Consider the following 22,591-nt stretch of genomic DNA (forward strand, 5'->3'; position numbering starts at 1 on the left):
TTCGACGGCGTGCTGACCACCTGCGTCTTCGGCTGGGACGCCGAGGCGCGCGAGTCCGGCGCCCGGATGCTGGCCGCGATCCGCGAGCTGGTCACCAAGCACTTCCCCGCCGGTACGAACACCTGACCCCGAGAGGCAGCAAGCTACGGCAGGCTGGACCTCGGCCCACCGCACAACGCCTGACCCCTGCCCGCAACCTCCGCGGCGATCATGGACCGGGGGAACCGGCACGCCGCGCGGTGCCGGCGTGCCGGCCCCCCGGCGCCATGATCGCCTTGGAGGGGGACGCCGGCTGTCAGCCGAACGCCTCCTGGATGGCGTCCGAGGCCCGGCGCGGGCTCGCCGCTTCCTCCGGGGCGATGGACTCGGCCGTCCCGACCTCGCGCGCGGCAGGCTCGCGCACCTCGACCACCGCCGGATCGATCCGCATCACGGCGTAGCCGGCCACGGCTCCCGCGCCGAACCCGGGCGCGAAGATCCGGGTCGGCTGGGTGATGACGCCGTCCCGCACGGCGTCGTGGATCGCGAGGGGGATGCTCGCCGCCGACGCGTTGCCCACCCTCTCGATGTTGAAGTACAGCTGGTCCGCGCCCAGCCCGGCACGCTCGGCCAGCTGGAGCACCATCGTCTTGTTGGCCTGGTGCGGGACGATCAGGTCGATGGTCTCCAGCAAGGAGCCGGCCTGGCCGCGGGGGTCGGGCAGCGCGCCGATCTCCTCGATCATCTGGGTCAGGTAGCGGCCGGCCAGGTTCTTCACCTGCGGACCGAACACGGTGACGTTGTTGTCGAAGTCGGGGTTGGGCCAGATGATCGAGTTCACCTCGCTGGCCGGGCCGCTGGCGTAGGTCTGCAGGTAGTCGAGGTCCGGCTCCTCCCCCTCGGGCGCCACCCCCACCACCATCGCCGCCGCGCCGTCGGCGAAGAGCATGCGCGACGGGCGGACGTTGCCGACCTTGTCGGAGAACTTCTCCGCGCACACCACCAGGACCGGCCGCTGCACCTCCTGCAGGATCCGGACGGCGTCGGACAGCCCGTAGGGCATCCCGGCGCAGGCCGCGATGAGGTCGAAGGCGGCGTGGGTCTGGTAGATGCCCAGCTGACCGCAGATGTAGGTGGCCAGCGACGGGAGCAGCCGGGAGGTGGTGCAGGTGCACACCACCACGCCGCCGATCTCCTCGGGGCCGCGCTGCGCCTTCTCCAACGCCGCCTCGGCCGCCTGCAGCGCCAGCTCCTCCAGGCTCAGCGAGGTGTAGCGCCGCTCCTCGACCCCGGTCTTCTCCTGGATCTCGTCGGCGCTCATCGGGGACCAGTTGTAGGAGGAGTTCCGGACGACGTCGTCGTTGGTGAACGGCTGGTCCCCGTGGATCGCGACCAGCGCCTCCAGCTTCGGCATCACGGTGAACTGGCTGCGGACGTCGACCGCCGGGTAGGGCCGCACCGGCTGCCGCGACTCCCGGGCCCGGGGTGCCGGCCGCTTCGTCGCCCCGGCGCTCAGCCGGCGCAGGAAGTCGGCGACCCCCTTGTCCCGGGGGTGGAAGGCGACGACGTAGTCGTCGTCCGACAGCTGGTCGGCCCGGGTGAGCTCCACGCCGGCCCGGTCCCACGGGTACTGGTTGTGCAGCACCATCGCCCAGCGGTGCAGCGCCTCGAGCTCCGGCACGTCCTCCCAGCAGTCGAGGATGTCGTCGTAGTCGAAGACCGGGTAGTCCGGGTCGTAGCTCGGCAGGCGGAACGTGAGGTTGTCCGGGTCCTGCAGGAACTCGGCCACCGTCGGCTTGACCGCCGGGAGGGTCGTCGCGTGGTTCTTCCGGTTGCCGAAGACGTCGAACAGGATGCCGAAGATCCGGTCCTCGACCTCCGCGTCCCACTTGGGCGGCAGCGCCGGGTAGGCCGACTCGACCGCGGCCACCTTCGTCGCGCCGTCCTCCCAGGGCTGCAGCACCGGCAGGAAGACGTCGGTGCGGGTGCGTGGCAGGTCGCCCCAGCGGGTCGGCCGCTTGTCGTACATGGTGATCGAGAACCGGTTGGCCCAGAACAGGTTGAGCGCCACGTCCCGCATCAGGGCGTAGCGGTCCTCGTAGGCGCCGATCCGGACCTTGTCCAGGATGTCGGTGCCGCTGGGCGCCTTGGTCTCGAAGTCGCGGCGGATGACGTTGTCGAGCTGCTCCAGCGAGGTCATGGTCGAGAAGTCCAGCTGCGGCATGATGCTCGAGGGGAACACCGGGCGACCGTGCCGGTTGAGGACGAAGGCGTTCATGATCAGCCTCTCTGAGGGCCCGACGTGGCGGCAGTCCCTGGTCGGGCTGCCCGTTCCATCCCCCGCTCGACGGCGGCGATCAGCCGCGGGCGGAGCTCGGCAGCGGGGACGATGTCGTGCACCGAGCCGACCCGACGGGCCCGCTCGATGTCGTGCACGGCCTCGAACTCCGCAGCCACCTCGCCCAGCTTCTCCGATCGCACGCTGGCGCGCAGGGTGGCGAGCTCGGCTCCCAGCCGGGCCTGCTCCAGGCCCTCGGCGGCGTCCACCGCGGCCTGCAGCTCGCGCACCCGGCTGTCGGCGGCGGTGCGCTTGTCGACCTCGCGGGTGAAGACGACGGCGGCGGCGGGGGCACCGCCGAGCACCGAGGCGTAGGAGCCCTCGACCGCCAGCACCTCCATGTTGTCGTTCAGGACGCCGGCGAAGACGACGAAGGCCCCGCCGTGGTAGCGGGAGACGACGCAGAAGACGATCGGGCCGTCGAAGTTGGTGATCGCCCGGCCGATCTCCGCGCCGTACTCCAGCTGGAGCTTGCGCAAGGACTCCGGTGACCCGTCGAAGCCGGAGAGGTTGGCCAGCACGACCAGCGGCCGGTTGCCGCTGGCCGCGTTGATGGCCCGGGCGGTCTTCCGCGACGAGTGGGGGAACAACGTCCCGGCCGTCCACTGGTCGGGGCCGTCGGCGGGGTACCTGCCGCGGCGCGGGATCGGCCGGGACTCGATCCCGATCATCTCGACCGGGTGGCCGCCCAGGTGCGCGTCCAGCACGACCGAGGTGTCGGCGTCGGCCATGCCGGCCCACCGCTCGAGGACGGGGTGGTCCTGGTCGCTGACCGCGTGCAGGACCGTGCGGATGTCGAACGGCTTCTTCCGCTCGGGGTTGGCGGTCGCCGAGAAGATGTCCCCGACGGTGGTGAAGTCGCTCGACGGGTGACTGTGCGGATGCGACCGGACGTCCCGGTCCCGGGGGTCCTCGGTGTCGGCGGGCCGGGGCCAGCGCTCCCCGGGCACGACGTAGGTGTGGTCGTAGTGCCGCAGCAGCAGGTCGGTGGCGGCCGCGAGGTCGGGCGCCCAGTACTGCGCCTGACCGTTCGGGCCCATCACCCGGTCGTAGCCGCCGATCCCGAAGTTGTCCTCGGCCGACACCCCGCCGGAGTAGTCCAGGGAGTGCTTGCCGGTGAGCACCATCGCGCTGTCCGGCGTCATCACCAGGATGCCCTTGGTGTGCATGAGCATCGTGGCCTCGGCGTTCCAGTACGGCTGCGCCCCGACGTTGATCCCGGCGACGACGACGTTGATCTCGCCGCCGTCCTGGGTGAACGTGATGATCCGGCGCAGGGCGCGGGCGACCCAGTCCATGTTCTCGGTGCCGCTGTCCATCGAGATGCGGGCACCGGAGGACAGCGCGAACCACTCGACCGGGACGCCGAGCTCCTCGGCGAGGTCCACGGCGGCGACGACCCGCGCGCACTCGGGTTCGGCGACGGTGCCCAGTGCCTTGGTCGGGTCACCGAACAGGACCACCCGGGTCATGCCCTCGGGATGGCGCTGGCTGGGCGTGCTGACCACGCCCACCACGAGGCCGGCCCGGTTGCGCCCGGGCGGCCGTTCCACCGGCACGAGGCGGCCCTGCTCGTCGAGGTCGTACTCCACGAAGGTGCCGTCGGGGCCGGCCAGCAGCGGCGCGAGCTCGTACGGGTAGACGGTGCCGCGGGCGCGGGAGCTCAGCACCTTGTCGGCGTAGTCGTCCAGGGGCCGTAGCGGCTCGGTCGGCCGGTCGGTCACCTCCATCCGCACGCCCGCCCCCGGCCGGAAGGAGAACCGCAGCGCCACGTCACGAGGGGCACCGTCGTCCTCCTTCAGCCGCGCCAGCAGGACGATCTGGTCGAGACCGGCCCCGACCGTCAACGGCGCGGAGGTCCGGGCGAAGGCCGCGACCTGCGACAGCGGCACCTCGATCGACGGCCAGGCGTAGAGGTGCACCCGGTTGTGCATCAACGGCCGCCGCGACCGCCGCTGCGACTGCGCCCGGCGCAGGCCGTCGAGGCAGGCGGTCAGCAGCCGCTCGACGGTCGGGAACCCGACGATCTCGCCGGTCTCGTCGCGGAGCGGCGTCAGGTCGCGCACCTCGGCCATGGCGATCAGCCGCTCGTCGTTCGGGTTGTCCTTGGCGACGACGTGCAGCAGGTAGGTGTCCTCGGCCGAGGGCAGTCGCCGGCCCTCGAACTCCTTGAGCCGCCACAGGTCGAGCCGCTGGGCCGTCAGCGGGTGCAGGCCGCGGATGATCCGCTCCTCGGCCAGGCCGTCCGGCGAGGGCCGGAACGTCACCGCGTCCACGTCGCCGTCGGGCGTGCAGACGGTCACGGTCACCCGGCGCACCGTCTGCAGCCCCGGCACGGCCGCGAGCTGCTCCTGCAGCCGGGCGGCCATGGCGTCGTCATCGGCCGGCCGGTCGGGCCAGGAGAGGTAGAGGTCCAGGATCAGGTGCCCGGGGTCCCCTGACTCCGCGGCCCGGGCGGCCAGCGCGGAGAGGGCGGCGGGCAGGCCGTCGCTGCCGACCATCAGGGCGAGCACGTGCAGCTGCACGCCGTTCAACTCGTAGTCCGCGGAGACGGCCGACTGGCCGTCGAGCAGGAAGGACCGGACGTCCTGCAGCGCCCGGCTGCGGTAGTAGCGCCGGGTGAGGACCTCCACGACCGGGTCCGGCCTGCTGGTCGGCCGGTCGAAGCGCTGGGCCAGGAGCCGGATCAACGGCTCCGGGCTGGCGACCAGCGCCTCGATCCGGGTCAGGTCGTCCCCGGACTCCCCTCGGCTCCGGGCGTCGTCGAGCTCGTCCAGCAGCCGCCCCGCCTCGTCGATGACCTCCTGCCGCGCCCGGCGGACCACCGGCTCCTCGAAGGAGCGGTACCGGACGGCGCGGGCGAGGTCGCCCACCGACGGGTAGCGCAGCTGGGTCGCGACCACGAGCCGGTCGAGCACCTCCGCGACCTCCGACCGCTCCTCCCCCGACGGCGGGTCGGCGACCAGCCACCGGTCCAGCAGGGCCAGCACGGCGGGCAGCTGCCCGGTGACCCGCTGCTGGGCGAGGAAGACCCGGTACACGGCCGCCTCGAGGGCCGGGCCGGCGTCCCGGTCGTCGTCGACCCCGTAGTGCGCGAGGACCCGGCGCAGCCGGTCCCGGAAGCTGGCCGGGAGCCCCTCCCGGTCCGCGTCCAGCGAGTGCAGGTAGGTGTGGAAGTACTCGCGCGGGCTGTGGACCTGCTGGTCCTCCTCCTCCTCGGCGACGGCCGGGCGGTTGCGCGACAGCTCGGCGAGGTCGGCGAACGTGGTGAGGACGGCGAGCTCCGCGCGCAGCAGCTCCGGGTCGTCCGGAGGGAGGTCCGCGCGGGCACCGGCGTACTCCCGCACCAGGTCGGCGACGTGCCCGGCGCCGATGTCGTAGCCGGTGATCAGCGCCTGCAGTGCCGCGAGCGTCGCCAGGGCGCGGGCCCGGGCATCCGGTGCGGCCGCGTCCGGGCTCTCCGGCAGGGTGACCCGCTCGCCGGACGCCTCCTCGGCGTCGTCGCCGGCCCGGTCGATCGTCAGGAGGGGGGCACCGGCGTCGACCTGGGCGTTGGCCGCGACGCGCACCTCGCGCACCCGGCCGGCGAACGGCGCCCGCACCGCCGTCTCCATCTTCATGCTCTCCAGGACGACGATCGTCTGGCCGGCCTCGACCTCCTGGCCGACCTCCGCGCGCACCGCCACGACCACCGCGGGGGCCGGGGCACGGACGATGCCGCCGACGTCCCGGGACACCCGGTGCGACACACCGTCGACCTCGACGAGGGATGAGCCGGTCGCCTGGACCGCCACCACCGAGAACCGGTCGTCGCCCACCGTCAGCCGGCTCTCCAGCGGGCTGAGCCGGTCCACGTCCACGTCGGTGTACCGGTCGTCGAGCGTCACCCGGTAGCGATCCCGCCCCACCGTCGCCACGGTCAGCCGGTAGGCCTGCCCGCGGGAACCCAGCTCCACCGTCCGCCCCACCTCGTGCGGGGCCCGCGGGCGCCCGCCCTGGGCCGAGGCGAGGAAGGCGGCCCGCTCGCGCGCCTCCTCCTCGTCGGCGACGTCGATCGCCACCTGGGCCAGCGCCACCCAGGCGTTGCCCGCGGGCTCGGCGTCCCCCCGCGTGCCGGTGCGGTCCAGCCAGCCGGTGTCCGCGGTGCCGGCGACCACCTCCGGCCGGTCGAGGAGCTCCAGCAGGAAGGACTTGGTCGTGGCCCCGCCGCGCAGCACGACGGTCGTGTCGCGCAGCGCGCACCGCAGCCGGGCGAGCGCCTCGGGCCGGTCGCGTCCCCAGGCGATGATCTTGGCGATCATGGAGTCGTAGAGCGGCGGGATGACGTCGCCGACGCCGATCCCGGTGTCGACCCGGATCCCCGGCCCGGTGGGCAGGCGCATCAGCTCGACCCGGCCGGGCGCGGGGGCGAAGCCCTGCTCGGCGTCCTCGGCGTTGAGCCGTGCCTCCACCGCGTGCCCGGACCGCGGCGGCGGCTCACCCTCGAGCCGGCCGCCGCCGGCCACGTGCAGCTGCAGCTTCACGATGTCCAGGCCGGTGGTCTCCTCGGTCACCGGGTGCTCGACCTGCAGCCGCGTGTTCACCTCGAGGAAGGTGAAGAGCTCCTCCTCGGGCTGGTACAGGAACTCGACGGTGCCCGCCCCGACGTACCCGGCGGCCTTCACCAGCGCGATGGACGACTCGCGCAGCAGGCGGTCCTGCTCGTCGCTCAGAGCGGGGGAACTGGACTCCTCCAGCACCTTCTGGTTGCGCCGCTGGACGGAGCAGTCGCGCACCCCGGGGGCCCACACCGTGCCGTGCTGGTCGGCGATCACCTGGACCTCGACGTGCCGGCCGCCCTCGACCAGCCGCTCCATGAAGACGACCGGGTCGCCGAAGGTGCGCTGCGCCTCGACCTGCGTGCGGGCCAGCGCGTCCTCGAGCTCGTCCGCGGAGCGCACGACGCGGATCCCGCGCCCGCCGCCGCCGCTGCGGGACTTCACGATCAGCGGATAGCCGATCGTGTCCGCGTGCCGCCGGCCGTCCTCGATGCCGGCCACCGGGCCGCCGCTCCACGCCGCCACCGGCACGCCGGTCTGCTCGGCGAGCACCTTCGCCTCGATCTTGGCCCCGAGCAGCCGCATCGCCTCCGGCGGAGGGCCGACGAAGACGACGCCGAGGGAAGCGCACAGCTCGGCGAAGGCCGGGTCCTCCGCGACGAACCCCCAGCCGACCCACGCGGCGTCGGCGCGGCTGGCGCGCAGCGCCCGGGCCAGCTCCTCGTGGTCGAGGTACGGGCTGCCCGCACCGGTCTCGCGCAGGAGCACGGCCTCGTCAGCCGCCCGGACGAACGTCGCCCGGCGCTCGGCCTCGGTGTGCAGCGCGATGACGCGCGTCCCGTGCCTGTGCTCGGCGTTGAGCTCCCGGACGGCCCGCGTGAGCCGCATGGCGGGCTCGCCCCGGTTGATGACGGCGATGCGATCGAACACCGAGCACTCTCCTGTCGGTGGGCCCGTTGACGGCGGCGGCGTCGGCCGCCTGCTACATGTCCAGCCCGCCGTTGACCCCCCAGGTCTGGCCGGTGATGTACGACGACGCGTCGGCCGCGAGGAAGTGCACGACCCGCGCGATCTCCTCGGGCTGCCCCAGCCGGCCCAGCGGGATCTTTGCCAGGATCCCGTCGAGGACCTTCTGCGGGACGGAGCTGAGCATCTCGGTCGCGATGAAGCCCGGGGTCACGGCGTTGACGGTGATCCCGATGCCGTCCGTCTTGCCCGCGCGCTTCAGCTGCATCGCGGCCTCGAGGGCGAGGGTCTTGGTCAACCCGAACAAGCCGGACTTGGCGGATGAGTAGTTGACCTGCCCGATGCCGCCGGTCTCGCCGATGATCGAGGAGATCATCACGATCCGTCCGCTGCCGCGCTCCAGCATGTGCACCAGCGCCGCCTGGGACAGGTAGAACGCCCCGGAGAGGTTGACGTCGATCACCCGGCGCCAGTCGTCGTCGGTCATCTTCAGCACCGTGCGGTCCGCGGTGATGCCCGCGTTGTTCACCAGGATGTCCAGCCGGCCCTGCTGCTCGATGACCTCACCGATGGTGCGCCGGCAGTCGTCCGCCGACCCGATGTCGCCCCGGTGGACCGTCACCTGGCGGTCGGGGAAGTCACTGGTGAAGTCGCGGGCGAACGCCTCGGCCGCCTCCTGGTTGCCGCTGTAGCCGACCGCGACGTCGGCTCCCTGGGCGGCCAGGCTCCGGGCGATCGCCGCGCCTATCCCGCGGGTCCCGCCCGTCACGAAGGCCACCCGGCCGAGGAGCTTGTCACCGGTCCTCATCGCGCGTTCCTGCGTCGCTGTCATGGCGTCCCCTCGTCGCGGCGTTACCACCGTGTCCCCCCGAGTCGAGCCTGAGCGGCACGGGTGGCCGTTCCGACACCGGGCAGGGCGAGCATCGTGGTCGGACTGCGGAGCGTCAACGGGAGACCGAACATCCTCACGCAACGACGTCGTGTCGCCCCGGACAGCCACCGCCGGTCCGTGGCGCGACCGGCGTCCCAGGACGACCGCCGACGACGCAGCAGCGCCCCCTCCCCGGACGGGGAGGGGGCGCTGCTGCGGACGGTGGTGCGGACCGTCGCGCAGGCGACGGTCACGCGGACTTACTTGGTGTCGGCCTCGACCAGTCGCTCGACGAGCTCGTCGACGGTGCCGGTCTTGGGCAGCTCGCGCTGGGCGGCCAGCTCGGAGAGCTCCGCCTTGGTGAGGGCCTGGTACTGCTCACGGGCCTTGTCCTGCGCCGCCTTGCGCTCCTGGCGCTCGGCCTTGGCCGCGTCCCGGGCCTGCTGGCGCTCGGCCTGCTCGGCCTGCTCGGCCTGCCGGCGAGCGGCCTGCTCGGCCCGCTCGGCCTGGTCGCGAGCGGCCTTCTCGGCCTGCTCGGCCTGCTCGCGGGCGGCCTTCTCCACGGTGTCCACGCCGGTCCGGGCGACGTCGGAGACGCTCTGGAACTGGTCGCGCACGGCGCCGCTGACCGACTCGATCTGCTGGCGGGTGACGTCGGAGAGGGTGGTGGCGACCTCGGCCAGCTGACGGGCGTACTGGTGGTTGAGGTCCACGATCTGCTTGATGAAGGAGTACTGCCGCTCGACGGCGTCCGCGACGTCCAGCTGCGGGACGCTGGGGGCGGTCGGCAGGGTGCGGAACTGGTCGGTGACGGTGCTCATGCCGTTCTTCCAGCTGTCCAGCGTGGTGCTGAGCAGGTCCTTGGCGTTGCGGGTCGCGGCGGTGTAGTCAGTCGCGGAGGTCATCGTGTGCTCCAGATGTGGTAGGTGGCCGTTCGGTGATAACTATGCCAAGCAACCGCGCTACATGTCAATCGAAAGGGCAGTGGTACGACTCACCCGGCCGATGAGGATGGTCGCCCGGGCTGTCGGCGCTGCCCTGACCATGACCCTCCTCGCGTCCGACCGCGCCGGCCGCGGCGAACCACTGCTGCTGCTCCACGGCATCGGCTCAACCCGGGACGACTTCTCCGCCCTCCTCCCCCGGCTGGCCGAGCGCTACGACGTCCTGTCCCTCGACCTGCCCGGGCACGGCGGGTCGCCCGCGGTCAGCGGGCCGCCCACCGTCGCAGCGCTCACCGACGCCGTGGAGGCCGACCTCACGGAGCGCGGACTCCAGCGCGTCCACGTGCTCGGCAACTCCCTGGGCGCCCGGATCGCCATCGAGCTCGCCGCCCGCCGGCGGGCCCGCTCGGTCGTGGCGCTGTCGCCGTCCGGCCTGGGCCTCCCGTCCGAGCGCCTGCACCAGGGCCTCCTGATGGCGACCGCGCGCACCATGACCCGCACGCTCCGACCGGCGCTCGGGGCCCTCGCGGGCTCGCCGGTCGGACGCGCCGCCCTGCTCGCCGGCATGCGCGCCCGCCCGTGGGAGGCCAGCGAGACCGAGGCGCTCGCCATGCGCGGCGGCTTCGCGGACTCCAGCGGGTTCTGGTCGATGCTGTGGTGGGCCGTGCTGCAGGACGTCCCGACCGGGCTGCACCGCGTGGACTGCCCGGTGATGCTCGCCCAGGGCGCCCTCGACGTCGTGGGGGCCGGGCAGACCCCGCGCTACCTCGCGTTGATCCCCGGGGCGCGCTTCCTGCTGCTGCCGGTGGCTGGGCACGCGCCCCAGTCCGATGCCGCGGACGCCATCCTGGACCTGGTGCAGCAGACCGTCGAGCGCGCCGCCCCGCTCCGCGCGGGAGCCTGACGCCGCCGTCGGAGGGGGCGCCGACCGCCCCCTCCGACGACCGGGGGCCTACGCCGACTGCTCGGCGACCGACAGGAAGAACCTGACCATCTCCGCCGAGGCGTCGGGGCCCGCGGGGTCGGTGTAGGAACCGGCCGTGCTGCCGCCGAACCAGGCGTGCCCGCCCCCGTGCACGGTCCAGGACTCGACGAGCACCGCGCCGTTCCCGTCGGTGTGCACCGTCCGGGTGCTGGCGCGCCCGCTCCCCCGCTCCACGCGCGACGTGTCCGACACGGTGACGTCGGCCGCGGCCAGCTGGGCGGCCACGAGCTGCTCCTGGTTCACCGGGGCCACGGTGCCGTCCCGGTCGCCGTGGAAGACGATCATCGGCACCCGGCCGGCCGGTGCCGGCCGACCGCCGGACCGCATGGCGGCGAAGGCGGAGCCCATGTCGTGCGCCGCGCCGTAGGCGATCCCGGAGTGGACGCCGGCCGCGGCGTACAGGTCCGGATGGGTCGCGGCCATGACCGCGGCCATCGCCCCGCCGGCGGACAGGCCGGCGACGAACACCCGGGCGGGGTCGACCGCGTGGTCGGCCATGACCCGCCGGGTGATGCCGGCGATGATCGACGGCTCGCCACGGCCGGCCTGCTGGTCGGCCGGCGAGAACCAGTTCCAGTAGCCGCCGTTGTTGGCGGCCGCGGACTGCTCGGGGTACGCGACCAGGAAGGTGTGCCGCTCGGCGAGCTCGTTCATCCGGGTGCCGGCCGCGCAGTCCGCCGCGTCCTGCTGGCCGCCGTGCAGCATCACGACGAGCGGCACGGCGTCGCCGGTGTAGCCGGTCGGGACGTACAGGTCGTACCGGCGCGTGCCGGCCGGCTCCGTGTGGCTCAGGTGCCGGACCTCCCCGCCGGGTGCGGCCGCCGCGCGGGCACGGCCCTCGTCCGTCCGCGCACCGGCCCGACCGGCCGCGGGCGTGGCCAGCGCGCCGCGGAGCTGCTGGAGCGGACCGCCGGAGCCGAGCACACCGCGCCCACCGGGGAACGACCGGGGCCCGGTCTTGCGCTCCCCGGCGGAGCCGCCGAGGGAGGCCTGGAGCGCGGCGAACGCCTCGTTCAGCTGGCCGGCCCGGGTGAGCCGGAGCGCTTCGGACATGCCTGAGGCAGGGACGTGGTCCATGGGATCCCCTTCCGGGGGTGTCAGTACCGGCACCGACCGGTCGGTCGGCGCCGTGGGATGCCGGCGCTGGGCGCAGGACGTCAGGTGGTGCGGGAGGCGAGGGCGGCCTTGACCGCCCGGGGAGCACGGAACGCGCCGAGGACCTCGACGGAGGAGATGGTCGCCAGGGCGAGCTCGGGCGTGACGTCGTCGGCGACGGTGGCCAGCCCGAGGACCCGCAGTTGCACGGTCCGGCCGGCGTCCCGCAGCCCCTCCAGGTCCTGGCGGCTGAGGTGCTGCGACCCGAGGGTCAACGTGCGCCGGGCGACCGTGTCGTCGACGGCCGCGGCACGGGTCTCGAGCTGGCGCCGGATCGCCGTCCGGATGAAGTCCGTCCGGTTGGCGTAGAAACCCTCGTCGACGAGGAGGTCGATCTGCCCCAGGTCGACCAGGCCGATGTTGATGGTGATCTTCTCGCTCTTGTCCGTCTCGGCCACGGTCCTCCTTCCGCTGCCACCATCCTGCCACCATCCCGTGGGATGGTCAAACCGGCCCGCGTCCCACCCGGCGCAGATCGCGTCGGATTTCGTGCACAGACCGGGGTGAAGGTGCCGATGTTTCACACGTCACACTTGGACCAACAACACGTGACGGCCGTGTCACGCGACGGAGCCGCACAGCACCTCAGAAGGAGCCAAATGTCGACCACCGCCGAGGACCTCGTACCGGCAGCCGAGGCCACCGCCCGACCGGGTGCCCTGCTGGCCCGTCATGCGGTCAGCAGCACGACCGCGAGCGTGGCCGAGCTGACCAGGGCGTCGCGCAGCGTCTGGGGCGGCGCCGCCCAGCTGGCGAACCCGCTGGAGGTCGCCGCACGGGGCGCGCTGTGGTGGACCCAGATGGCCGACCGCCGGGCGCCGCGCTGGCACCTGCCGCACCGGACGGTGCTGAGCACGCCGTTCGCGCACGTGCACGACTTCTCCCCGGCCGACGCCGCCGCCGACGTCGTCCCCACCGTGGTGCTGCCGCCGCAGGCCGGTCACTCCTCGCACGTCGTCGACTTCGCCCCGGGCCAGAGCCAGCTCGCCGTCCTGCTCGACGCCGGGCTCACCCAGCTGTACGCCCTGGAGTGGCGCCCGGCGACCGCCGCGACGCGCAACGTCACGATCACCGACTACCTCGAGGTCATCGACCGGGCGGTGGTCCGTGCCGGCGGCCGGGCGAACCTCGTCGGCGACTGCCAGGGCGGGTGGCTCGCGGCGATCTACGCGGCGCTGCACCCCGAGCGGGTGCACACGCTGACCCTGGCCGGGGCGCCGATCGACTTCCACGCCGGGGAGTCCCTCATCGCCGCGTCGACGCACGTCCTCACCCGCGCGCTCGGCATGGCCCCCTACCGGAGCCTCGTCGCCCTCAACGGCGGCAACATGTCCGGGCGGGCGGTCCTGACCAACTTCATCATGATGCAGCCGCAGACGGAGCTCGGCCGGCAGCTGAAGCTGCTGGAGAACCTCCACGACCCGGAGCACGTCGAGCGCTACCGCGTGTTCGAGGACTGGTTCAAGTACACCCAGGACATCCCCGGCGCGTTCTACCTGTGGCTGGTGGAGCACCTGTTCCACCGCAACGAGCTCATCAGCGGGCGCCTCGTCGTCGACGGGCGGCGCGCCGACCTCGGGAACATCACCAGCCCGCTGTTCCTGCTGGCCGGGGCCCGCGACCACATCACCCCGCCGGCCCAGCTGTTCGCCGCGGCCGACGCCGTGAGCACGCCCGCGGCGGAGGTCGTGCAGCGGACGTCGGCCGGCGGGCACCTCGGCCTCTTCACCGGCCGGCAGGCCCTGACCCAGGACTGGCCGGTGCTCATGGCCGCCGTCCGGGCCCGCAGCGGCACCTGACCGACCGCGACCGGGGTCCGCGGGCTGGAGTGGCGCGCAGGAGCGCCACAGCCCGCGGCCCCCGGGCGGGTCACGCGCCCGGGGAACGTCCTTCCACGAAGCTCCGGTAGATCCGCAGCAGCGCGTCCCGCTCCTCGGCCGTGAGGTCGGGATCGCTGCGGATGGCCTCCTCGGTCCGACTGCGGGGTCCCGCGGCCGGGTCGGCCGCCGGCTTCGACAGCAGACCGGCCTCGGCCAGCAGCGTGTCCGGCGGGATGTCGAGCGCCTTGGCGATGGCCTGCAGCACGCGCAGGGACGGTTGGTGCAGACCCCGCTCGATCTGGCTCAGGTAGGCATTGGACACCTTCGTCAGGTCGGCCATGCCGCGCAGCGACAGGTCGGCCATCTGCCGCTGGAGGCGGATGTACTGGCCGAGCCGTCGCACGCGCGGGTCGTCGTCCTCTGTTGCCATCGCGGTTCCTCCCGGTGATCGGCGCACAGTCTCACCGATCGACCCCCGCGCCCCGGCGCCGGTGGGCACGGGCCTCACCCGTCCGGTGGGCCGGCGGGTTCCGGTCCGGCCCCGGGACCCTTTCCCGCGAGCGTCCGTCTGGTGACGCGGGAGCCGCCGTGTTTCGCTCCTGCCCGTTCCCGGTCACAGGGTGTGGACCCGCTTCGACCGGTCTCAGGAGGGCAGCGATGGCAGGCAACTCCATGGAAGCCGGTCGGTCCGTCACCCACAAGATCACCTCGATCCTGCTCACGTTCACCGAGGGCAGCGAGCACACCCTGACCGAGATCGCCCAGCTGGCCGGGTTGCCGATCTCGACGGCGCACCGGCTGACGTCCGAGCTGGCGTCCCGGCGGCTGCTCGAGCGCGCCCCCGACGGCCGCTACCGTGCCGGGTTGCCGCTGCGCATGATCGGTGCCGGCGACCCCCGGCCCCCCGCGCTCCACGAGCGCGCGCCGGCCGTCCTGGAGGACCTCGCCAAGGTCACCCGCTGCCGGGCGCGGCTGGGCGTCCTCCAGGACCTGGAGGTCGGTTACATCGAGAAGCAGCCGGGGCCGCGACCGGTGTCGAGCTTCACGCCCGCCGCCACCCTGCCCGTGCACCCCACCGCGGTCGGGCGCGCGCTGCTGGCCTTCGCGCCCCCCAGCCTGGTGGAGCTCACGATCCTGCGGGGCCTGCGCGCCTACACCCCGCACACGATCACGGCTCCCGACCGGCTCCGCCGGGCGCTGGCGGTCGTCCGGCTGACCCGCGTCGCGGTCACGTCCTTCGAGTTCGAGGCGGGCGCGTGCGGCGTCGCGGTGCCGGTGTTCGGCGCCGGCGGCGAGCTGGTCGCGGCCCTCGAGCTCACGGTGCCCGACCTGGGACGGGAACTGCAGGCGGGGATGGCGGCCCTGACCATCGCCGCCCGGAGCCTGTCCCGGGAGCTCGCCGGCGGCGCCGGGGTGCAGGCGGCCCCGGTCGGCGGCATGTACCCGCTGCCGGCCGGCCCGCTCCCGGACGCCGCGGCCGGTCCGGTCGTCCCCGACGTCGTGGAGGGCGTCGGCTGACGGTCGCGGACGGGCCGGGCGCGCCGGGCCGTCAGGTGCGCACGTAGGTGCCGGGCCCGTCGCCGAGCACCGGGTACCGCTGGCTGCCCATGCCGGGCGGGTCCTGCAGCGGACCGGAGTGGTCCGCCGACCAGTTCGCCCAGTCCTCCCACCACGAGCCGCTCCGCCGCTCGGCGGCCGTCCGCCAGACCCCCGGGTCGGCGGGCAGGGCGTCGTCGGTGGGCAGGACCTGGTACCAGGCCTTGGGGCTGGGCGGGTTGACGATGCCGGCGATGTGCCCGCCGCTGGACAGGACGAACCGCACCGGTCCGCTGACCAGGCCGGTGGTCCGGTACGAGGACTCCCACGGCACGATGTGGTCGTTGATCGCGCTGACCACGTAGGTCGGCGCCTTGATCGCACTGAGGTCGATCGTCTTCCCGGCGATCTCCAGCGTGCCGGCGGCGAGCTTGTTGTCCACGTAGAAGTTGCGCAGGTAGAACGCGTGCATCGCTGCGGGCATCCGGGTGCTGTCGGCGTTCCAGGCGAGGATGTCGAAGGCCGGCGGGTCCTGACCCATCAGCCAGTTCGAGACGACGTAGTTGAAGATCAGGTCGTTGGCCCGCAGCACGTCGAAGGTCCCGGCCATCGTGGCGCCCTCGAGCCCGCCCTCGCGCTGCATCCTCCGTTCCAGCTTCTCCACCGTGCCGCGGTCGGTGAACATGCCCAGCGCTCCCGGAGCCGCGTAGTCCAGCATCGTGTTCAGCAGCGTCAGCGTGCCGATCCGGCTGTCGTCCGCCTGCACCAGGTAGGCATCGGTGATCGCGGTGAGCGCGCCGCCCAGGCAGAGACCGACGATGTCGATCGTCTCCGCTCCGGTGATCTCCTGGATGACGTCCAGCGCCGCCTGCGGGCCGTGGAGGAGGTAGTCGTCCATCCTGACGCCGGACATCTCGCGTGTGGCGTTCTTGTAGCTGATCGCGAAGACGGTGCGGCCGTGCTGCACGGCCCACTCGATGAAGCTGCGCCCGGGCGCGAGGTCCATCACGTAGTACTTGTTGATCCAGGGCGGGCTGCACAGCACCGGGTTGGCGTGCACCTGCTCGGTCTGGGGCTCGTACTGGAGCAGCTCCATGAGGTCGTTGCGGTAGACGACCTTGGCCGGCGTCGCCGCGAGGTTCCGCCCCACCTCGAACGGGCTGGTGTCCACCTGCCGCGGCCGGCCCTCGTTGTAGACCAGGTCGTCGACGAAGTTGCGCAGGCCGTGCACCAGGCTCATCCCGGCGGTGTCCATCGCCCGCTTGAGCGCCGCGGGGTTGGTGACCAGGAAGTTCGTCGGCGCGATCGCGTCGAGCATCAGGTCCATGGCCGCGGCCGCCTTGCGCTCCGTCTCGGCGTCCAGGTCGGCCTTGGCGACGACCTCGCGCGCGGCGCGGCAGGTCGCCAGGTAGCTCAGCCGCACGCTCTGGAACATCGGGTTGGTCGTCCAGGCCGGATCGGCGAACCGCCGGTCCTTGGGATCGACCGGCACCGGTGAGGGGACCTCGCGGCCCAGCCAGGCCGAAGCCGCGACGAGCGGGATGCGGGCGAGGTCCGTGGCCAGCCGCATCGCTGCCAGCCCGGGCCCCAGCGGATTGCTGAGCCCCGCCCGGACCACCTTGGCGATCGCGTCGCCGAAACCGGCGGCATCGAGGTCCTCGAACACGCTCGACTCGGGAGCCAGCACGTTCGCCGCGCGCTCGCCGACGTCTCCGGCAGTCCTGGGGTCGTCCTGCGTCATGGGCACATGCTGTACCAGGTGTCGGCCTGACGGGCCAGCCTCCCACTCGTCGGAAGGAGCTCCCCGCACCGGACCGGCGCTGTCGGCCGCCCGCCGGCCACGCCCGCCACGGGACCCGTGGCGGGCGGCCGGCGCGGGTCAGCGCTTCAACTGGTCCTTCATGACGCCGAGGAACACCTCGGAGGTCTCCCGGACGAAGTTCGCGTGCGTCGTGGCGAGCGTCGTCGCCCAGTCCTGCCCAGTGCCCTTGGCGGCCTGTTCCTCGAGGTCGAGCATGTTCTTGAGGACACGCTCGTAGCCCTCCAGGAAGGTCAGCCCGTTCTTCTTCGCCTGGGCGACCACCTGTTCGCTCAGGTCACGGACGCGCTGGGTCGCCGCCTCCAGGTCGACGCCACCGGTCGGGTCGTTCGTGCTCATGGGGAACTCCTCTCCTCGCCTGTTGCTGCCCCCGCGGTCGCGGAGGGTCGGTCGCGGTCGGGCCGGTCGCCCACCTGCGCGACGGCCCTCCGCTCCTCGTCAGCCTTCCGGACGGAGATTCGCACAGGACCGCGACCGCGCTCACGTCATCGGGACGACGTTCCGGCCAGTGAGAAGGGCGGCCCCTCCCGCCCGTCCACCGGCCGCGCTGACCCTACTTCTCGGGGCCTCCGGTCAGAGGCCGCCAGAAGTCGGCCACGGCGGTCTCCACGCTGGCCCACTTGCGGGTCCAGGCCAGGAACGGCCGGAGGTTGGTCTCCAGCGTCGCGAGCTGCTCGTCGAAGCCCTGGAGCTGGGTGATCAGGGCCTGCACCTGGGCACGCCGGGCGGACAGGTCGTCCAGGACGGCCTCCATCTGCCGCCCCGACATGGTGGCCGGCATCGTCGGCAGGACGAAGCCCGGACCCGGCGGCGTCCCCGGCGGCGTCCCCGGCGGCTGACCCGGCGGCTGACCCGGCAAGGAACCGCCGGCAGCTGCTGTCCAGCCCGCCATCATCCGCTCGACCGCCGCTCGCATCTGACCGGCGAGGTCGGCAGGGTTCTGCGGCCCGGTGCCCGACTCGCTCACGTCGTCCCTCCCACCTTGCCCTGTCCGCCAAAGGCGCTCGCGCCGAGTGAAGCACCGGCGGCCGAGGTCGGAAAGTCGGTGCCGAGGATTCCTGCCGGGTGGAGCCGGAGCTCAGCCCCGGTCCACGCGCCCCCACGCCAGGTAGCCGCCACCGAGCGCGACCTCTCGCACCTGCAGGCCCGGGACCCGCTGGGCCAGCAGCGCCCAGGGCCGCTCGAAGCCGCTGAAGTCCCGGACGAACGGGGCGTGCACCCCGAGCACGACCGCGTTGACCGCCACCGCCCACGGCGGGGCCCACTTCCCGCCGGTCGCGGCCACACCCCCGCCATCGCGCAGGTGCGCGAGGACGTGGTCGAGCGCCGCAGCGGACTGCAGGACGTCGTGCACGGCGCAGAAGAGGACGTGGTCCGCGGTCGGCAGCTCCGCGCACTCCGTCGGCGAGCCGACCAGCACGACGTTGGACCACCCCCGGGCCGCCACCCGCGCGCCGGCGAGGGCCAGCATCTCTGGCGCCGGGTCCACGCCGACCACCGTCCCGGTCCGGCCGACCCGGCCGACCAGCTGCTCGAAGCACAGGCCCGTGCCACACCCGACGTCGATCACCACGTCGCCCGCACGCAGGGGCAGGAGGTCGATCGCCCGGCGGCGGTAGGCCTCGAACCCCGAGGTGCGCTCGTCGTAGCGGAGGGCGTCCCGCCCGTATGCGGGGATGGGCGGGGTGCCGGACGGGTCGGCTCCGGCCATGGCGACCTCCCGACGGGGGCGGTTCGGCAAGGAGTCCATGGTCCCGCGCCGGGGGCGCCGGGTGAACGGTCCCCGCCCTGCGCGACGAGGAACGGCGGCGGGCCGGCCCCGGGTCCTCGGGGGACCGTTCCCACCCGGTGGAAGGAACCCGGCAGGCGCCACGCAGGGACGGAGACTGACCCGGTCGGAGGCGCGCCGCGCGCGCCGGGCCGGACCCGAAGGACGATCCATGGACGAAGCGACAGATCCGTTCGCCGAGCTCACCCGCCGGGGGCACCTGCTGTTCCAGACCGCCGTGCAGGCCTGGGAAGAGGCCACCCGCTCGATGGTGGACGCCGCCGGCCGCCCGGACCGCGTGGCCGCGGACGTGCGACCGGCGATCGACGCGGCGTTGGGCTTCGCCGCCCAGATGCTGGCCGATCAGCAGGAGTTCGCGAGGGCACTGATGGCCCTGGGCACCCGGGCGCCCGGCTCCACCGGGGACCGGCCCCCGCCGACCGGACCCGCAGCGCCCACCGGCGCGGCGGACCGGGCCGCCCCGGCGGCGCTCGAGGCGCCGGCGGAGGAGGTGCGGCCTCGGGAGAGGGCTACACCCCAGGACGAGCCGACGCCCTCGGATGAGCCGACGGTTCAGGGGAAGCCGACGGCCCAGGAGAAGCCGACGGCCCAGGAGAAGCCGACGGCCCAGGAGAAGCCGACGGCCCAGGAGAAGCCGGCCGCCCAGCAGAAGGAACCGGCGCAGGAGGAACCGACCGCCCAGCGGGCAACGGCCCAGAAGGCGCCGGCCCAGCAGAAGGCAACCGCGCAGAAGGCAACCGCGCAGAAGAAGGCGACCGCGCAGAAGAAGACGACCGCGCAGGAGAAGACGACGACCCAGAAGAAGACGACCGCCCCGAAGGCGGCGACGGCGCAGAAGAAGGCGACGGCGCAGGAACGGACGCCGACCACCAGGACGTCTTCCTCGGCACCCCGGAAGAGGGCGCCGAGGAAGACGGCGGCGCCGGGAGCGGGCCCGGCAACGACCGGCGAGAACCCCGGGTGACCGGGCGCCGTCCCGCTCGTCCGACGACTCCTCCTGGGTGCACCGGCGCGGCGGGTGGTTTGGCGGGCGCGTCGTCCGGTAGGTAGACACCCGGGCCCCGCCACCCGCCTGGGCCACCCGCCTGGGAGGTACATGTGGTCCGCACGGCCCCGACGGCGCTGCCCGGTGCAGCGCTGCGCGTCCTCGAGCTGCCCGGACGAGGACGGACGGCGGTCTGGGAGGCCCCCGGTCCGGCCGGCGCACCGACCCTGCTGCTGATCCACGGCGTCACGCTCACGTCGGCGCTAAACTGGGGGCGGATCGTGCAGACCTTGAGTCGCCGCTACCGGGTCCTCCTGGTGGACCAGCGGGGACACGGCGCCGGGCTCCGGGGCGGGGACTTCCGGCTCGAGGGCTGCGCGGACGACATGGCCGCGGTCGCCGAGCAGCTGGGCATCGAGCAGGTGATCCCGGTGGGGTACTCCATGGGGGGTCTCATCGCCCAGCTGATGTGGCGCCGGCACCCGCGCCTGGTCGCGGGGCTCGTCCTCTGCTCCAGCGCCCGGAACGTCTCGGGCGGGCCGTGGGAGCAGTCCGCCTCCCTGCTGCTGCCCGGGCTGGTGACGGCGGCGAGGTGGATGCCGCTGACCGGGGTCATGGGTGCCGACCTCATCGGGGCCGCTCTGCTCGACCACACCTGCGCCCCGGAGCAGCGCCGGTGGGCACTGGCCGAGATGCGGCGCACCTCGCTCGTGGACGCCCTGTCGGCCATGCAGGCCGTGACCGAGTTCAGCTCGCACACGTGGATCGGCTCGGTCGACGCACCGACGGCCGTGGTGATCACCGGGCAGGACCGGGTCGTGCCGCCCCGGCGGCAGTGGAAGCTGGCCCGGGCGCTGCCGGCCGCGACGGTGGTGCGGCTCGACGGCGGTCACGACGTCTTCCTGCACTCCCCCACCCGCTTCGGTGCGGCCGTCGCGGCGGCCTGCGACGCGGTGTGCGAGGAGCTGGGCAGCGGCACCGCCGAGAGCGCCTGACCGCCGGCCACGCGCGGGGGCTCAGGGAGCCGGCGTGAACGCGGTGCGGAAGCTCTCCAGCGCTCGCGCCGGGTCGGCCGACGCCCAGCCCTCCAACGCGACCACGCCGTCGTAGCCGAGCCGGGTCAGCACGGCCGCGATCGCCGGGTGGTGGATCTCGCCGGTCCCCGGCTCGCACCGGCCGGGGACGTCGGCGACCTGGATCTCCCCCACCAGCGGCAGCGCCCGCTCCACGAGCTGGACGAGGTTCCCCTCGCCGATCTGCGCGTGGTAGAGGTCGAGGTTGAGCCGCAGGTGCGGGCTGCCCACCGCCTCCACCAGCGCGATCGTGTCGGCGGCCCGCGCGAACGGGGTGCCGGGGTGGTCGACCGCGGTGTTGAGGTTCTCCAGGGTGAAGACCCGCCCGGTCCGCTCCCCCAGCGCGGCGAGCCGCTCCAGGGTGCGCGCGGCGGTCAGCCACATGGCCGGCGTCACATCGTGGCACGCGATCACGGGCAGCCCCCGGGGGTCGAGCCCCGTCCCGTGCACGTTGAGCCGCGGGCAGTCCAGCCGCTCGGCGACCTCCAGCGACTTCTCCGCGGTGCTCAGCAGCTGCTCGGCGCCGTCGGCGTCGGCGAGGGTGCCGCTGACGTAGCCGGTCATGGAGGAGAAGGTCGCGCCGGTGGCGACGAGCGCGTCGACGTCCTTGGCCGTCCAGTCCCAGATCTCGACCTCGAGGCCGGCCGCCGCGATCCGCTCCACCCGCTCGACGAACGGCAGGTCGAGGAAGAGCATCTCCGCGGACGCGGCGAGCCGGTAGGTCACTTCTGCACCTCGTCGATGCGGACCGGGCGCCCGGCCCGGACCGACTCCGCCGCGGCCAGCGCGATCGCCAGGGCGGCCCGGGCGTCCTCGCCGGTGACCGGCGCCGGTCCCCCCGTGCGGACGGCGTCGACGAACGCAGCCAGCTCGGCGGTGTACGCGTCGCGGAAGAGCTCCTGGTCGCCGCGGACGGTCTCGACCAGCCGCCCGGCCGCGCCGGAGAAGGCCATGCCGCTGCGGCGCCCCTCGCCCATGGTCACCATGCCGCCGGAGCCGAGCACCTCGCCGCGGACGTCGTAGCCGTAGGCGGCCTCGAAGCAGGCCTCCGCGACCGCCGTGGCGCCGTTGTCGAACCGCACCGTCACCACCGCGGTGTCCAGCAGGCCGCGGTCCCGCCACCCGGGCTCGACCAGCGCGTCGGCGGCGGCGAAGACCTCGACCGGCTCGGCGCCGGGGTTGAGGAAGCGCAGCGTGTCGAAGTCGTGGATCAGCGTCTCGAGGAAGATCGTGTCCGGCAGGACGCGCGACGGGTCGAAGCCGCCGGGGTCCCGGGTCAGCGAGCGGAGCAGGCGGGGCGTGCCGACCGTGCCGGCGTCCAGCAGGGCGCGGGCGGCCCGCCAGTCGGCGGCGAAGCGGCGGTTGAACCCGACCTGCAGGACGACGCCGGCGGCTCGGGCCGCGTCGATCGCCCGGTCGGCGTCGGCGAGGGTGACCGCCATCGGCTTCTCGCAGAACACGCCCTTGCCGGCGGCGGCGGCGGCGGCTACCAGGTCGGCGTGCGAGCGGGCCGGAGCGGCGATGACCACCGCGTCGACCGCCGGGTCCGCCCAGACCCGCGCCACGTCGGTGTACGCGCGATCGGCGCCCAGCGCGCCGGCCAGCCGGTCCGCGGCCCCCGGCGCGGGGTCGGCCACCGCCGCCAGGCGTGCGTGCGGCAGCCGCAGAGCCACCGTCTCCCCGTGGAAGGCCCCCATCCGCCCCGACCCGATCAGGGCCACCCCGACCTGCGTCGCCTGCGTCATCCCGACTCCTCGACTAGAACGTTCTAGGCCGATGTCAGGGTGTCCCTC

Annotated in this window: 18 protein-coding genes; 5 read left to right on the forward strand and 13 right to left on the reverse strand. The window is 73.7% G+C overall.

The genetic code is table 11. The features are described from left to right. Window positions 1–295: 295 nt before the first annotated feature. From HL189_RS18385 to HL189_RS18400, 4 genes are all read right to left on the reverse strand, one after another. Complete coding sequence (locus HL189_RS18385) at window positions 296–2,257, reverse strand: 3-oxoacyl-ACP synthase III family protein (protein WP_369135169.1); 1,962 nt, start codon at window positions 2,255–2,257, stop codon at window positions 296–298. Window positions 2,258–2,259: 2 nt separating this feature from the next. Continuing rightward, entirely contained in the window at window positions 2,260–7,785 is a 5,526-nt protein-coding gene (locus HL189_RS18390) for a carboxyl transferase domain-containing protein (RefSeq protein ID WP_369135170.1), read from the reverse strand. 52 nt (window positions 7,786–7,837) lie between these two features. Further along, entirely contained in the window at window positions 7,838–8,629 is a 792-nt protein-coding gene (gene fabG / locus HL189_RS18395; RefSeq protein WP_369135171.1) for a 3-oxoacyl-ACP reductase FabG, read from the reverse strand. Between the two features lie 323 nt (window positions 8,630–8,952). Beyond that, the gene (locus HL189_RS18400; RefSeq protein WP_369135172.1) at window positions 8,953–9,597 is read right to left on the reverse strand and encodes a hypothetical protein; all 645 of its coding nucleotides are present in this window, start codon (window positions 9,595–9,597) and stop codon (window positions 8,953–8,955) included. Window positions 9,598–9,736: 139 nt separating this feature from the next. Between HL189_RS18400 and HL189_RS18405 the strand changes: the two genes are divergently transcribed. Then, window positions 9,737–10,540 (forward strand): alpha/beta fold hydrolase, encoded by an 804-nt coding sequence (locus HL189_RS18405; protein WP_369135173.1) that lies wholly within the window; start codon window positions 9,737–9,739, stop codon window positions 10,538–10,540. Window positions 10,541–10,588: 48 nt separating this feature from the next. On the opposite strand, the gene HL189_RS18410 is transcribed toward HL189_RS18405, so the two are convergent. Continuing rightward, window positions 10,589–11,674 (reverse strand): PHB depolymerase family esterase, encoded by a 1,086-nt coding sequence (locus HL189_RS18410; protein ID WP_369135174.1) that lies wholly within the window; start codon window positions 11,672–11,674, stop codon window positions 10,589–10,591. 104 nt (window positions 11,675–11,778) lie between these two features. Continuing rightward, window positions 11,779–12,174, reverse strand: a complete 396-nt coding sequence (locus HL189_RS18415) for a CopG family transcriptional regulator (protein WP_369135175.1) — start codon at window positions 12,172–12,174, stop codon at window positions 11,779–11,781. Between the two features lie 201 nt (window positions 12,175–12,375). On the opposite strand from HL189_RS18415, the gene HL189_RS18420 reads away from it, so the two are divergent. Further along, window positions 12,376–13,575: a DUF3141 domain-containing protein gene (locus HL189_RS18420; RefSeq protein WP_369135176.1), complete on the forward strand. Its 1,200-nt coding sequence runs from the start codon at window positions 12,376–12,378 to the stop codon at window positions 13,573–13,575. Between the two features lie 70 nt (window positions 13,576–13,645). Here the strand turns inward: HL189_RS18420 and HL189_RS18425 are convergent, their stop codons facing one another. Beyond that, complete coding sequence (locus HL189_RS18425) at window positions 13,646–14,026, reverse strand: helix-turn-helix domain-containing protein (RefSeq protein ID WP_369135177.1); 381 nt, start codon at window positions 14,024–14,026, stop codon at window positions 13,646–13,648. 227 nt (window positions 14,027–14,253) lie between these two features. On the opposite strand from HL189_RS18425, the gene HL189_RS18430 reads away from it, so the two are divergent. Then, complete coding sequence (locus tag HL189_RS18430; RefSeq protein ID WP_369135178.1) at window positions 14,254–15,114, forward strand: IclR family transcriptional regulator; 861 nt, start codon at window positions 14,254–14,256, stop codon at window positions 15,112–15,114. Between the two features lie 31 nt (window positions 15,115–15,145). Here the strand turns inward: HL189_RS18430 and HL189_RS18435 are convergent, their stop codons facing one another. The 4 genes from HL189_RS18435 to HL189_RS18450 form a co-directional block, all read right to left on the reverse strand. Continuing rightward, window positions 15,146–16,873, reverse strand: coding sequence for a PHA/PHB synthase family protein (locus tag HL189_RS18435; protein WP_369135179.1), 1,728 nt, complete (start codon window positions 16,871–16,873; stop codon window positions 15,146–15,148). A gap of 138 nt (window positions 16,874–17,011) precedes the next feature. Beyond that, window positions 17,012–17,290 carry a hypothetical protein gene (locus HL189_RS18440; RefSeq protein WP_369135180.1) on the reverse strand — a complete coding sequence of 93 codons (279 nt, stop codon included), beginning with the start codon at window positions 17,288–17,290 and terminating at the stop codon, window positions 17,012–17,014. A gap of 214 nt (window positions 17,291–17,504) precedes the next feature. Further along, window positions 17,505–17,918 carry a hypothetical protein gene (locus HL189_RS18445; RefSeq protein WP_369135181.1) on the reverse strand — a complete coding sequence of 138 codons (414 nt, stop codon included), beginning with the start codon at window positions 17,916–17,918 and terminating at the stop codon, window positions 17,505–17,507. Window positions 17,919–18,029: 111 nt separating this feature from the next. After that, complete coding sequence (locus HL189_RS18450) at window positions 18,030–18,662, reverse strand: class I SAM-dependent methyltransferase (RefSeq protein WP_369135182.1); 633 nt, start codon at window positions 18,660–18,662, stop codon at window positions 18,030–18,032. A gap of 229 nt (window positions 18,663–18,891) precedes the next feature. On the opposite strand from HL189_RS18450, the gene HL189_RS18455 reads away from it, so the two are divergent. Together HL189_RS18455 and HL189_RS18460 are read left to right on the forward strand one after the other, a co-directional pair. Continuing rightward, on the forward strand, window positions 18,892–19,704 hold the full coding sequence (locus HL189_RS18455; protein ID WP_369135183.1) for a hypothetical protein: 813 nt from the start codon (window positions 18,892–18,894) through the stop codon (window positions 19,702–19,704). 134 nt (window positions 19,705–19,838) lie between these two features. Further along, the gene (locus HL189_RS18460; RefSeq protein ID WP_369135184.1) at window positions 19,839–20,720 is read left to right on the forward strand and encodes an alpha/beta fold hydrolase; all 882 of its coding nucleotides are present in this window, start codon (window positions 19,839–19,841) and stop codon (window positions 20,718–20,720) included. A 21-nt stretch (window positions 20,721–20,741) separates the two neighbouring features. Here the strand turns inward: HL189_RS18460 and HL189_RS18465 are convergent, their stop codons facing one another. Together HL189_RS18465 and HL189_RS18470 are read right to left on the reverse strand one after the other, a co-directional pair. Beyond that, entirely contained in the window at window positions 20,742–21,524 is a 783-nt protein-coding gene (locus HL189_RS18465; protein WP_369135185.1) for a TIM barrel protein, read from the reverse strand. Continuing rightward, on the reverse strand, window positions 21,521–22,543 hold the full coding sequence (locus HL189_RS18470) for a Gfo/Idh/MocA family oxidoreductase (RefSeq protein WP_369135186.1): 1,023 nt from the start codon (window positions 22,541–22,543) through the stop codon (window positions 21,521–21,523). Before HL189_RS18470 ends, HL189_RS18465 begins: the two co-directional genes overlap by 4 nt. Window positions 22,544–22,591 lie beyond the last annotated feature (48 nt).

Origin of the sequence: Modestobacter sp. I12A-02662 (assembly GCF_041028325.1) — a bacterium.
In the GTDB taxonomy this organism is placed as follows: Bacteria; Actinomycetota; Actinomycetes; order Mycobacteriales; family Geodermatophilaceae; genus Modestobacter.

Coding starts and splice junctions, on each gene's coding strand:
- HL189_RS18385 (WP_369135169.1), bottom strand. CDS start 2,257: ATGAACGCCTTCGTCCTCAACCGGCACGGTCGCCCGGTGTTCCCCTCG.
- fabG (WP_369135171.1), bottom strand. CDS start 8,629: ATGAGGACCGGTGACAAGCTCCTCGGCCGGGTGGCCTTCGTGACGGGC.
- HL189_RS18400 (WP_369135172.1), bottom strand. CDS start 9,597: ATGACCTCCGCGACTGACTACACCGCCGCGACCCGCAACGCCAAGGAC.
- HL189_RS18405 (WP_369135173.1), top strand. CDS start 9,737: ATGACCCTCCTCGCGTCCGACCGCGCCGGCCGCGGCGAACCACTGCTG.
- HL189_RS18410 (WP_369135174.1), bottom strand. CDS start 11,674: ATGTCCGAAGCGCTCCGGCTCACCCGGGCCGGCCAGCTGAACGAGGCG.
- HL189_RS18420 (WP_369135176.1), top strand. CDS start 12,376: ATGTCGACCACCGCCGAGGACCTCGTACCGGCAGCCGAGGCCACCGCC.
- HL189_RS18425 (WP_369135177.1), bottom strand. CDS start 14,026: ATGGCAACAGAGGACGACGACCCGCGCGTGCGACGGCTCGGCCAGTAC.
- HL189_RS18430 (WP_369135178.1), top strand. CDS start 14,254: ATGGCAGGCAACTCCATGGAAGCCGGTCGGTCCGTCACCCACAAGATC.
- HL189_RS18435 (WP_369135179.1), bottom strand. CDS start 16,873: ATGACGCAGGACGACCCCAGGACTGCCGGAGACGTCGGCGAGCGCGCG.
- HL189_RS18440 (WP_369135180.1), bottom strand. CDS start 17,290: ATGAGCACGAACGACCCGACCGGTGGCGTCGACCTGGAGGCGGCGACC.
- HL189_RS18450 (WP_369135182.1), bottom strand. CDS start 18,662: ATGGCCGGAGCCGACCCGTCCGGCACCCCGCCCATCCCCGCATACGGG.
- HL189_RS18455 (WP_369135183.1), top strand. CDS start 18,892: ATGGACGAAGCGACAGATCCGTTCGCCGAGCTCACCCGCCGGGGGCAC.
- HL189_RS18470 (WP_369135186.1), bottom strand. CDS start 22,543: ATGACGCAGGCGACGCAGGTCGGGGTGGCCCTGATCGGGTCGGGGCGG.